This is a genomic window from Ancylomarina sp. (assembly GCF_041555295.1).
Classification (GTDB): domain Bacteria; phylum Bacteroidota; class Bacteroidia; order Bacteroidales; family Marinifilaceae; genus Ancylomarina.
Genome location: NZ_JBFFKR010000093.1, coordinates 1 through 12,077 on the forward strand (window position 1 = coordinate 1; position 12,077 = coordinate 12,077).

At 34.5% G+C, this 12,077-nt stretch carries 11 protein-coding genes; 8 read left to right on the top strand and 3 right to left on the bottom strand.

Annotated elements, in window-relative coordinates; genetic code table 11:
- A partial coding sequence (locus ABY905_RS08545) for a DUF3360 family protein (protein WP_372642542.1) occupies positions 1-1,004 on the bottom strand: 1,004 nt, incomplete at its 3' end.
- Positions 1,005-2,060: 1,056 nt separating this feature from the next.
- Here ABY905_RS08545 and ABY905_RS08550 point away from each other — a divergent pair.
- The 8 genes from ABY905_RS08550 (at position 2,061) to ABY905_RS08585 (ending at position 10,555) form a co-directional block, all read left to right on the top strand.
- A complete protein-coding gene (locus ABY905_RS08550; RefSeq protein WP_372642544.1) occupies positions 2,061-2,768 on the top strand; it encodes a response regulator transcription factor in 708 nt (235 codons plus the stop codon).
- Between the two features lie 138 nt (positions 2,769-2,906).
- On the top strand, positions 2,907-3,719 hold the full coding sequence (locus ABY905_RS08555; RefSeq protein WP_372642546.1) for an Fn3-like domain-containing protein: 813 nt from the start codon (positions 2,907-2,909) through the stop codon (positions 3,717-3,719).
- Between the two features lie 40 nt (positions 3,720-3,759).
- Positions 3,760-4,938 (top strand): toxin-antitoxin system YwqK family antitoxin, encoded by a 1,179-nt coding sequence (locus tag ABY905_RS08560; protein WP_372642548.1) that lies wholly within the window; start codon positions 3,760-3,762, stop codon positions 4,936-4,938.
- Positions 4,939-5,194: 256 nt separating this feature from the next.
- Positions 5,195-5,674: a hypothetical protein gene (locus ABY905_RS08565; protein WP_372642550.1), complete on the top strand. Its 480-nt coding sequence runs from the start codon at positions 5,195-5,197 to the stop codon at positions 5,672-5,674.
- A gap of 82 nt (positions 5,675-5,756) precedes the next feature.
- Positions 5,757-6,278 (top strand): hypothetical protein, encoded by a 522-nt coding sequence (locus ABY905_RS08570; RefSeq protein WP_372642552.1) that lies wholly within the window; start codon positions 5,757-5,759, stop codon positions 6,276-6,278.
- A gap of 106 nt (positions 6,279-6,384) precedes the next feature.
- The gene (locus ABY905_RS08575) at positions 6,385-6,897 is read left to right on the top strand and encodes a hypothetical protein (protein WP_372642554.1); all 513 of its coding nucleotides are present in this window, start codon (positions 6,385-6,387) and stop codon (positions 6,895-6,897) included.
- A gap of 143 nt (positions 6,898-7,040) precedes the next feature.
- Positions 7,041-10,181 (top strand): hypothetical protein, encoded by a 3,141-nt coding sequence (locus tag ABY905_RS08580; RefSeq protein ID WP_372642556.1) that lies wholly within the window; start codon positions 7,041-7,043, stop codon positions 10,179-10,181.
- 29 nt (positions 10,182-10,210) lie between these two features.
- Positions 10,211-10,555, top strand: coding sequence for a hypothetical protein (locus ABY905_RS08585; protein WP_372642558.1), 345 nt, complete (start codon positions 10,211-10,213; stop codon positions 10,553-10,555).
- 170 nt (positions 10,556-10,725) lie between these two features.
- On the opposite strand, the gene ABY905_RS08590 is transcribed toward ABY905_RS08585, so the two are convergent.
- Both ABY905_RS08590 and ABY905_RS08595 read right to left on the bottom strand, forming a co-directional pair.
- Entirely contained in the window at positions 10,726-11,136 is a 411-nt protein-coding gene (locus ABY905_RS08590; protein ID WP_372642560.1) for a hypothetical protein, read from the bottom strand.
- A gap of 497 nt (positions 11,137-11,633) precedes the next feature.
- On the bottom strand, positions 11,634-12,077 hold a 444-nt coding region (locus ABY905_RS08595), incomplete at its 5' end, for an AAA family ATPase (protein ID WP_372642562.1).

Sequence of the window (12,077 nt, forward strand, 5' to 3'; positions counted from 1 at the left end):
TCCATTAGAACACTTTTAGCCTTTTTAGGGTAATTTAATTCCTGAAAAACACGGTGTCCTAAATAGTCAGGCGTCCACATGGCAACAGCAAGAATAGCAAAAGGAATCACAGCAATAAAGTGACCCAAATTAGGTAAGCCAAGCTTCCATCCTGTATCTTCGCCCCACCACCACATAGGATTCATATGAGGAAGTCCTGGCTCAGTTGTAAAGGCAAAATCAGCACCCATTGTGTAGGCAATAACACCAGCTAGTGCGGAACAAAGTGGGATCGCTAACCAGCGCTTGTTAACACGCGCCAAGTAGGCATAAATTAAAATGGTGACACCAATAACGGCAAAAGATAAGGCATTGATACCGGTACCAGATGACCAAAACTCAAGTTTGGTTATTTGTCCGATTAGTCCAACAGCTCCTAAGTAGATCAGGAGACCGCCACGAACACCAACACCAGTTAAGTTCATAAGTTTGGAACCTCCTTTGGTAATACTTAGTGTTAGTCCAAAAACGCCAATTAAAATACCCAAAGCAAGAGGGTGTCCTCCAGCTGCGGCAATAATTGGGATAAGCGGAATCATAGGACCGTGAGTTCCTGCCAGGTTAGCTGTTGGGTTAAGGATTGCAGAAAAAAGCAATACAAAAATACCACCTGCAATCAGAAGTTCGTAACGAACATTCTCTGCAACAAATTCCGGAGTCAGTCCGAATTGAGCCGCAAAAACTGCAACCATTGCGGTTACCATCACCACTTTACCAATAGTAGCAGCTAGTGCTGGAACCAAGTCTTCCAGTTCGATGTTAAAATCTCTGAAGGGCAGGTGAATTCGCCATCTTCTGAGTTTCATAATTGTTAATTCGTGGTTAAGATACTCTTCTCGACTCTCGAATTCGTTCGCTTTTTTGCGTTGTGATTTGTAGGATTTTTGATCTTCCTGCATGATTTTCTTTTCTATTAGGTTGGTTTGCTGTAGGTCTGTTTCGCAGTTTTTTATTTGATTCCACATCAGTGAAATCATCCTACAGTAAAAATTATAAGCGCGGTAAAACTAGTCAATCCGCATGATAGTGCAAATGAAAACAATCGGTCGGACAGGAAGTTGAGAAATTAAGTAAAGTAAGATGGGGAAAGTCAATTTAAATAAAAACTCTTAATTTCAGATTTACTGTTAATGATTTATAAGATAGGCGATTTGGGAGATGATTTACATACTAAATCGATTCATTTTTATTCTAATGTTTTTCAAAGAAGGAGATCATGAAAAGGCTTATGGATACCTGTTTTAATTATCTTAAAATCTATATGTTTAGATATTTGCTTTAATCATAACACTAATTGAAAGCTATTTGTGTCGTATGTTTGAAGTAAAATATCATTTGTTTTCATGAATTATTAGGTTAAGTATTATGTCCTTCCTTGAAATCAATAAAAATAAGCATTGAGCTAATAGTTATCCCAAAACTCAAGACTTGATATAACAGACTATAGAGTTTTGATAGAAATAGGTCAATTGTGATTTAAAAAAGAAGATCAAGATTTCTTCTCTTCGAAAATGAATAGTGAATTTAGACATGATTATCCATTTAAGATTGAAATAAACTAAGACTTAATCAATTGATAATCTCCGAAATATAAAATGAATTTTAGAGGACAGAGCTCAAATGAATAGGAGGATTTCATTCTAAAAAAGTTCTTATTTAAATTCGTTCTTAACTGAACAATATAGCGAAATGTAAATATAGAATATTTAATAATTTCACATATAAAAAGAATGATCGTCTTCGAATTGGCTTTTTTCTTGTTCAGTCAGACGTTTAGGCATATCTATCATCAGATATTTAATATTCATCAAATTCGAAAGGATAAAATCTGCTTGTGGATTTTAAAAAATCTAATTTTAATATCCCAAACCAAATGTGAATTTATTAATTGTAAATAATGTTAAGTCAGGAGCTTAAGAAATCTTGATTTTCATTAATACAAGGCTGCTAAATATTCTCTCATCCCAATTTTAAGGGAAATATTATTGATCTAGTATATTGATATCTTTTAAAAGAATACAATGAAAACTGTGCATCAAGATAGGTTTAATACAAAAGGATATTCTAAGCTTCATAACTTAGAATCAATTGATATATTTAGGTATTTTGATAAGCTTATTCATAGTTTTGAATCGACTTATTTTATATTGGAAGCAAGTACATTGAAAATTAAGAATTCATGTCAACCACTGCTAAACTTTTTTGGCATAACGAATCACTTTTTTAATGATTGTTCTTTATTTGAATTGATTGTTGAAAACATTCACCCTTCAGATGTGCATAAAATTGAAGACTATCTCAATTTTATTCATTCACCAGATAAAACCAGGCATTCAAACATATTGAAGTTAAAGAATAGCTACGGCTCCTGGCGTCAGATTTATATGAATATGGTGGTGGATCAGTCAAATCACACTTCGTGCCCTGAGCATGTGTATGTTTGTTGTATCGATTTGACCGATTTAATGGAGAGTGAAAGTCAGTCTAAGCAAAATAGCTCTTCATCACAGTCCAATGATAACTTAAAATTGATCGCCTCATTATCAAAGCGTGAGAAGGAAATATTAAGACTGGTTGTTCAAGGGTATACCGATAAGGAAGTGGCCTGTGAGCTGAATATCAGTTCTCATACAGCCATAACACATCGAAAAAATATAATTAGTAAACTGAAAGTGAAGAATACGGCTAGCTTGGCATTTACGGCTGGTACTATTGGCGTTTTTTATTGACCTGATTTACTTAGACAAATTGAATGATGATTTAATCTTTTTTGTAAAATACCCATTTATGGGTATTGATGCATGAAACTTATCTCAATAGCTTTACAATAAAATTACTGACCTAAATACCCTATGAAATTTTCTGTAATGAAAAAGACATTTTTTTTCTTATCTATTTTTTGTTTCAGCCTGACTGCTTCTTTAAGCGCACAAAGCTTTAAAGTATATCCATCTTCTATGGAGTTTAAATTGGCACCTGGTGAATCTAAAAGTTATGATATTACAGTGGAGAACACCTCCGATAAAGAAGAAAGTTTTATTGTAAGTACAAGTGACTTTGCCTATAACGATAGAGGGGATATGAAATTTTTCCCTGCAGGCACAACAAAACAATCCTGTTCGAATTATCTTACTGTAAGCTCCTCATTTATAAAATTAAACCCCAATAGCAAAACCAAAGTAACAGTGATGATGAATTTACCCGAAGGGGTTAGCAATACCACTAAATGGGGCTTAGTATCGATTAGGTCTGAAAAAGAATTTACAGGTCAGGCTGCTGATAAATCAGTTGTGAGAGCGGGTTTGATTATTACGCCTGAAATTGCGGTTAAAGTTTTGCAAACACCACCAGGCTTAAGTGCCAAAAAAATAAGCATCAACGATTTTAGAGAGTTACAAGTAACGCCTGCCGACAGCAGCAGAACCTTTTTGGTGAAGATGAGTAACGATGGTGAAATTCTAACCAAGTTTAAAGTCTATCTGACACTCTCTAATCTTGAAACCCTTGAGGAACAAACCATAGAGCCTATTGAAATGGCTCTATTACCCAATGTGAAATCAGAAAAAAAACTGAATTTACCTAAAGACCTTAAATCTGGAAGCTATTCTCTGGCAGCCATACTTGACTATGGTGATGAGTACGACTTGGAGGGAATGGAAATGGAAATTGAAGTCAAGTAATTAATAATTGAACGAGCTGAATTGCTAATATAGATTGAAAATGAAATACTACTTAAACATATTTTTAATTGTTGTTCTTCCTTTCATAAGTGTGGGGCAGGTGATTGATACCATGTGGGTAGATAAAGCGAAAGGACAGATTGAATCTATATCTGAAATCAAGTTCAAGAAAGATAAAAAGATTAGAAACGGATGGTTTAAATCTTATCATGAAAATGGAAAGCTAAAACAATCCGGCACTTATCTGAATAACCAAATGACAGGTATCTGGCAACAATATTCAAAAGATGGTTCGTTGTTGGTTAAGTATACCTATTTGAATGATTTGAAAGATGGTTATTTCGAAAAGTACAGCTCAGATGGAGATATCAAGCAGAAAGGACATTATAAAAAAGGTAAGCGAGATAATGATTTATATACTTATACAGATACTGGAGTTTTAAGAGAGATAACGCCCTATAAGTCAGGTTCGATTCATGGTTTAGTGAGAGCTTATAATGATGAAGGTGTACCTACCGCAGTGATGACTTATGCGGATGGACAAGCAGATGGATTGATGCAGGAGTTTCACGCTAATGGTAAGTTGAAACTGATGGCCTATAAAAAAGGGGAGCAGTTTTATGATGAGTATAAGGTCTATTACGAGAATGGACAAGTGAAAAAAGAACTTGCATACAAGAATGAATTAATTCATGGGCCTTACAAGACCTTTTATCCTGATGGGCAAATACAAAAATCCTTAAGTTATCTAATGGGGAAAGTTGTGGGAAGAGAAATTGAATACCATCCGAATGGACAGGAGAAGGAGGCTGGAGATTATCTGAATGGAAAACGTACGGGTTTCTGGTCTACACATTATGCCAATGGTAAAGTCTATACCCAGGGCAAGTATGCAAAGGGCAAGTACGAAGGGGAGTGGCTGATTTTCTATCCCAATGGACATTTAAAACAAAAAGGATCTTACGAAAAAGGAATGGCTGAAGGCTATTTTGAACTTTATCATGAATCGGGACCAGTAAAACAAAAGGGCCATTTTAAAGCTGATAAAGAGGATGGGGAGTGGTTGTTTTTTCAGGAAGATGGTTCGAAAAAAATGAGTCTAACATTTAAAGCCGGCGTATTACATGGTAAAGCATTGGTTTTTGGAGCAGACGGAAAAGTTGAGAAAGAAAACCTATTTGCAGAAGGAAAACTCGTCAATCAGTTAGGATCTAATTAAGAATACCTAAAATATGGAGGAGAAAATGATGATGAAAAATCGAAGGTTCTAAAATAAATAAGGGGAAATCTCCACCCCCTGTCACGATCAATATGGAGACCACATGAACATAACAGGAGGTTGTTGGAGATACTGTCTACAACAAAATTAATATTTTTTTTCAAACAATCACCTAAAATGTTTTGTGTTCACACTTATTGAGAAATGATAAAAACTGGAGAAATACTAATTAATTATTAATTTATAATCTTTTATTATGAAAACTTTATTGAAAATTTCTTTGTGTTTTGTATTGTGTTTATTCGTTTCTATGAGTGTAAGTGCACAACTTCAAGATGATGAAGCTGGTACTATTACAGTAACTGTTGTGAAATCTTTAGCTATTGACGTTGAAGCTCCTAACGCTTCTTTTATTTATGACGAGCATGGAACTACTACTGATGTGTTAGAAAAGACTTCTATCGTTACAGTAAGTGCTTCTTGTGATTGGAATTTTACTGTTGTTGCTGATGCTCCTGCTTTAGTAGATGGTGTTCATACTCCAATCGCTTTAGACGTTATTTCTTATACCGTGGATGGAACTACTCCTATGCCTCTTGATATGGCTGGTGTGCCTTTCCCTGGTATGTTGAATAAGACTTTTGATGTAGATTGGAATGCTAATTTTACTGATCTAGGTAATATTTATGCAGGTATATATACAGTTGGTGTAACATATGCTGTTGTTGAATTGTAAAAGTAGTTTTATCTACTAAAAATACTATCCGGGTATTTTGTTGCTCGGGTAAAATTTATTTTAACAAAAAAAAATACATCAAATGAAAAATATACTTTTAATATTTGCATGTGCTTTATTTGTTTCAACGTCTGCTTTTGCTCAGTTGTCTGACACAGATAATGGAGCAGTGACTGTAGATGTAGTCAAGCATTTAGAGATCAATTTAGATGAAGTTGATGTCCAGTTTACTTATAACGAGCATGAGTTATTGCCTCCGAATAATAATAATGATTGGAATGGCGTAACGATTAAAGCCAATGTTGATTGGAAATTAGAGGTTGTTGCCGTTGGCGGAGCTGATGTTTTAACAAATGATGCGACGGGTACTACGATTCCAGCTAATTTATTGACTTATTATTTAACAGATGTAGTTGGTGTTGTAAATACAGCTTTACCAACTATCTATCCATTTTCACCAGCGGCAGCATCTCCTCCTTTTGGAAGTTTAAATGCCACTTTTAAAATGAATTGGCAATTGACAGATTTGACTCCAGCTAATTTATATTCAGGTGATTATACTATAGGTGTTAATTATATCCTTACTGAAGAATCTCCGATATAAAAACTTGGAGACAAGTTGATATTAAATTGATGAAAATACAGTTGTACTAAGTTAATCTTAGTACGACTGGTATTTTCACAATACATGAGTCTTAAACTAAAAACGGATGAAAAAAGCGTTTCTCATTGCAGTTTTATTAATCCTATGTGGAGGTGAAGGTTTAAAAGCTCAAACTTTAAATGCATCAGCTAATGGTACCATTACAATAGATGTGAGGCATGCTTGCCATGTGACTGTTGGTGATCCCAATCAGCCACTTCACTTTGGATATAATAATAGAAAAAGGCAAAGTAAACATGTGATGGTGACTAGTAATCACCAGTGGCAATTACTTGTTCGTCCCCAGGCCAAGTATCTGGAAGATAATAGGGGACAGAAAATTGATTTTCTCGACATTGAGTATACGTTTCAAAATGTATCAGGCAATGGTACTTTTATTTATGATAATAGTGCCGGCTATAAGTTATTTCAGGCACCTGCTGTTCTGCCATCGGGTAGTGGTAGCATGAGCTTTGATGTACAGTTTGAATTGGATATGGATTTATATAAACAAAAAATGAGGTGGGGGAATTATAATGTTAAAGTTGATTTCATTTGTATCTCAAATTGTTATCAATAAGCCCACTGAATTATACTATATCATTCTAATTTCATATAACATATATCTGTTATAGTACTTGATCTTGAGAGTTGTAAATGAGTCAATTTAGAACATTTTATTCATTTTATTTATCTAATGGATTACAAGGCAACTTAGTAAAAATGCTCAGAAAAATAAGTTTATTGCTTATATGCTGTGCTTGTGCTTTTGGAGCTTCTGCTCAAGAGCCTGATTTATCTAAGAAGGTAAATATGAATTTTATAAAGAGAGAGTCTCTACAAAATAGCGATTCTCTCTATTTTAATGTCTTAAAGGTTCAAAACCTGACTAAAGATACCCTTCGATTTAAGCTTAAGATCAGTCTTCCTGAAGAATTATCGATGATGTCTCGCATCCCCAAGAGCATCGTCCTAAAACCAGGTTCTAAAAAAAATATTCCTTTCCGTTTATCCATATCTAATGCAGCCTTATCACAGTATGATTATCAAATATTAGCTCAACTATCAAATGAGGCTAAGGAAGAATTTGATCCAGCCATAACGGAGGTTCGTATAAAAGAAAAGCGAAATTGGGAGATGCTGAATCCTGCCAAAGAACTAAATATTACTTCGGGAGTGCTAAATGAATCGTATTTTTCTCTGGAGTTTCGGAATAATGGAAATATAAACGAGGAAGTTTCCTTAATTATCGAAGCTCCTCAAGGTTATAAGGTGAAAATAGCTGGACGAAACGCTGAGGATTATGAATTTGTCCTAATAGCAGGACAAGGTACCAGTCTTAATTTTGTTTTGATCAGAAAAAAAAACCAACAAGCTTTAAAAAATCAGGATAAGATCGAAATCAAGGCCTATAATTCTTTCAGGGTATTTCGAAAGAATATTGAAATCAATGCCTTTTCAAGTCATTTCGAATTCATCAAAAAGAAGATAAAGCGCAATAATTTTATAGAATACTCACACCGGACTTCTAGTTCTAAGTCGAAACCCACACAGTCCATACTGACTCGAGGCTTTATTCCTTTTAAGAATAAGGAGAAGAAAATTGACTATTCTTTCATGAATTATAATATTGGTGAAAAAGAGGATTTTCTTAAAAAGTCCAATTATAATTTAAGCTATTCAAGCCCTAAATTAATCGTCGGTTTGGGACAATCTTCATCTGCCTTAGGTGTAGATCTATATAACCCTCGATCGGCCTATTTGAATAAAAAGTTTGAACTCAATACAAATAATAAAATCGAGTTTTATACCAGTCAGGGTGTCGATGAATCTATAAGCTGTTTCGGATTGGGCTACGAGTATAAAAAAGATAAGTTTTCCATAAAAACCTCTGCCGGATATACGCATAACGAGTTATTACAACAAAATGTTAAATCTATTAGGTTGCAGTCAGCATTACCGCTGGGAGAAAAGCAAAGAATTTTTATCACTCTAAGAGGTTCAGAACGCGAACACTTATTTCTAGACACAGATATGTCGCAAGGCTTACAAGGTAATTTTTCCTATAATTTAAACTTAAGCAAACGCTTAAACTTCCATTTAGAATCTACCTTTAATACCCCCGAATTTTATCGTACAAGGCAGAGTGTGGCTAAATATGGAGCTAAATTGAACTATGGATTGCCCAAACTTAAATCAACCCTTAGCCTCGAATATTTAAGGAATAATAAAACCTATATCAGTGGTGGATTTGACGTCAGTTCCAGTTCTGAAAAATCCTTGGATAATAACGAATATAAGATATTCCTGAATTTGAAGTCATCTCGAAAAGTCAAAATGAGACTGGGGGCCATGATGGACGAGGTTAATTTTGAAGATACCAATAAAGATAAACAGTTTACTCAATCTTATAATTTATTGGTTGATATGAGAAAAATTGGTGATTTTCAGTGTTTTGGATCTCTTATAGCGGGTTATCGTTTAAAGGAATATGATTTTGTTAATAACAACCCTGATCTGGAAGATGGCGGTATGGCAAATATCCATTTTGATGGCGGTTTAAATTACCAATCATCAGGTTTGAGTGTGCAATACGATTACGGTCCATCATTAAGCAGATCCTCTTTTAGCAGTGTGGATTATTGGATGCTTCGGGTTTCGCCCTATTTCAGAAAGGAATTCTTTAATAAGAAACTATTAGTCCAGTTTTATGCCGATTATACCCGGGACTGGGGGATGCAACGAACCTATATGAATGTTCGACCTCAAGTGAATATTCTTTTTAAGCATAATTGGCTGTTTAAAATAGAAGGCAACCTATCGGTAAATGGAAAAAAAGAGCTAAAATTCGATGATGATAATTTCCGTCAGGATATCCGTTTTAGTATCCGTAAGGATTTTAATTTTAGTAGAAAAAAAGATAAGAGAAAGAAATATGGTGATGTGGATGTTTTCTTTTTTAAGGACGATAATAAGAATGACGTCTTTGATAAAGGAGAGAAAGGTATTTCTAATGGTTTCTTACAGATGTCACCCGTTGCCAATGACTCAATATCTGAAAAGTACAATTTATCACCTCTATTGTCTGGTGATGATGGTAAGGTAACATATTCAAATATTCCTCAAGGGGATTATGATTTGGATATTCAACGTATGGTTAATGTGGATGGTTATTTTAACTTTAAATCGTCAAAGCAGAATATTCAGCTAAAGAATGATACCATTTGTTATATCCCCTTTGTAAAAGCTTATCGTATTTTTGGAAAGTTAGAATTGAAAAAGGCAGGAATTGGCTCTAAGAAAATTAATAAAATTAAAGGGATACGTGTGAGTGCAGTTGATAGTAAAGGACGCGAGTATTCTTCCTTGACGGATAGAACTGGCCAATTTATGCTACCTGTGGCAGGTAAAGACACATATGATGTTAGCATCAATAATCCTTATGGTCGCTTAATTAAAGTGAATGGTAATAATACCAAGGTCAATTTTGCTAATAATGATAAGGAAGAGGTGAACTTCCAATTTCTGGAAAAGAGAAGACGAGTGAAAATGAAGAAAGCCAGCTCTTCATTACCTACGGAAACAAAAATGGAACCAGAACTTAAGAAGAATATTGGTATAAAGAAGAAAGTAAATACTGAAAAATCGAAAAACAGTGAATTGGATTATTGGATTTTTACAAAAAAATCAGAAACGGGGAATTTTAATGATAAATACTGGGTAGTAGGTGCCTATAGCAATAAAACAAATGCCCAGAAACGAGTAGACCAAATAAATCAAGCTGGAGCCAAATGGATTTTCGTATCAGATAAGAACCTCTATTATGTCTTCATAAATAAAACGAGTCAGGCCATCTCTAAATAGACTTTAAACATTTAAATCATTTTTTGAACATGAACTTTACTAGAATCTTTTCACTCTGTATTGCCTTCTGCTTTCTTACTTCCTGCAATTTTAATAGAGATCAACTTCAACAAAATGTAGTGGCTGAAGGCTATTTGATTTGGACAGGAGAATATTCCAATGATGGCTGTGGATTCTTAATAGAAATAGGCAGTATGAAATACAAGCCAGAGAATGAATCTGTGATTGATGACAAATATAAAACAAGCAGCAGAGTCCCTGTAGAACTTGAATTTATAGGCCTTAACCGGATTTTTGAACTCAGCTGCGGTGAATCTAATGAGATAGAAGTCATAGAAATTATTTCGATGAATGAAATTGTAGATGAAGAATAAGCCATTAAGCATTAAAAAAGCCGCTCCCAGGGGAAGCGACTATTTATATTCTAGATGACTTATTTGTCCACACTTAAAAATTCTCATTCATTATTGAAATCAACGGTTTGTGTCCCCAAGGGCATGCCTATACAATGTGTTGGCGGTCGTTTGTTTTATTAAAAAATGAGTTACTTGCCAGAATTATAATAGTTTCTAACCCATGCCATTATTTGATTGTCGGTCATGTTATCCGCTTTTTCAACAGATAGCTTCTTATTCTTAAATTGGGAGTGCTTTTCCAATAACTCGTTGTACAATTTCTCACCTGTTTGAGCCGGTCCAAAAATGACTATAGCATCCGCATCAGCAATAGGCATGACTATATCCTTAAAGAATTCTGCCAACTGATGCTTCTTCCTTTCTAAATATTTATTATCCTGAACCACATCTTGTTGCACACCTTTTGACCTTGATCCACTTCCACCACCTACATGGAATTCTTCAACGTCAGACACAATCGTATCAAGGCTTTCCTTTCCAGCTTCAATGGAAACAATTTTTGCTGTTCTCTTATCAATCCAAATTCCTACGTGTTTCATGGTTTTATAATTTATATTTAATAATTCCCGTCAACGGATGGCTACAGTCAGTTATTGATGTTATTTCATCTTTACCTTCTGAAAATGTGAATATATTCAGCTGTTATTGAAGTGTGTATTCACATTATATATAAAAATACAAAATTTAAATTGAGATTATCAATTTAAATTAATACCATCAAGCCTGATAATCTTTCTTTTACAGGTAAATTACATTATAAAGAGATGAGTATCTCGATAAGGGGATAAACTGAATATTGAGCTAAGAAACTTTGTATTTCTATTCGGATTAAACGACCATTCCACTAAAGCAATAAGTATACGCTTGGCAAACAAAAAAAGATGGCATCACAACTTGCTAGCTGATACCCATTTTAAATGACACAAGCATCTTTTAGTTAAAAGGATCTGATTTTTAGCTTTGAACGGTTTTTGCTTACAAAAAAAGACGACTCATATGAGTCGTCTTTTTATATTCTAGATGGCTTATTTGCCTATTAATTCAGACAAGGATTCGTTTCTATAGTCTCTTCAACCAAGTTCTCCTTTTTCTTAAGTTCCGATACGATGATATTGTTTTTTACAGTTCTAAAGATAATGTCTTGAGCCTCTGCAAAGGAAATATCGTACTTGCGATCAACTTGTCGGTACTCTTCAGGGTATTTTGCCAGTAATTTATCGTAAAAACCATCCAGTAAATCATTGCTTGGGTTCCTGAATTCCAATTTCAACTCGAAACGACGGAGTAGAGCAGAATCAATCATATCAATTTGGTTGGTCGCTGCAATGATAATGGAATGTTTCGGCAAGGAGTCGATAAGCTGAAGCATGGTGTTCACCACACGTTTCATCTCGTTGCTATCGGTATTGTCGTAGTCACGCTCTTTACCCAAAGAATCGAATTCATCAAAGAAAAGAACAGCCTCTTGAGATTCTACCAA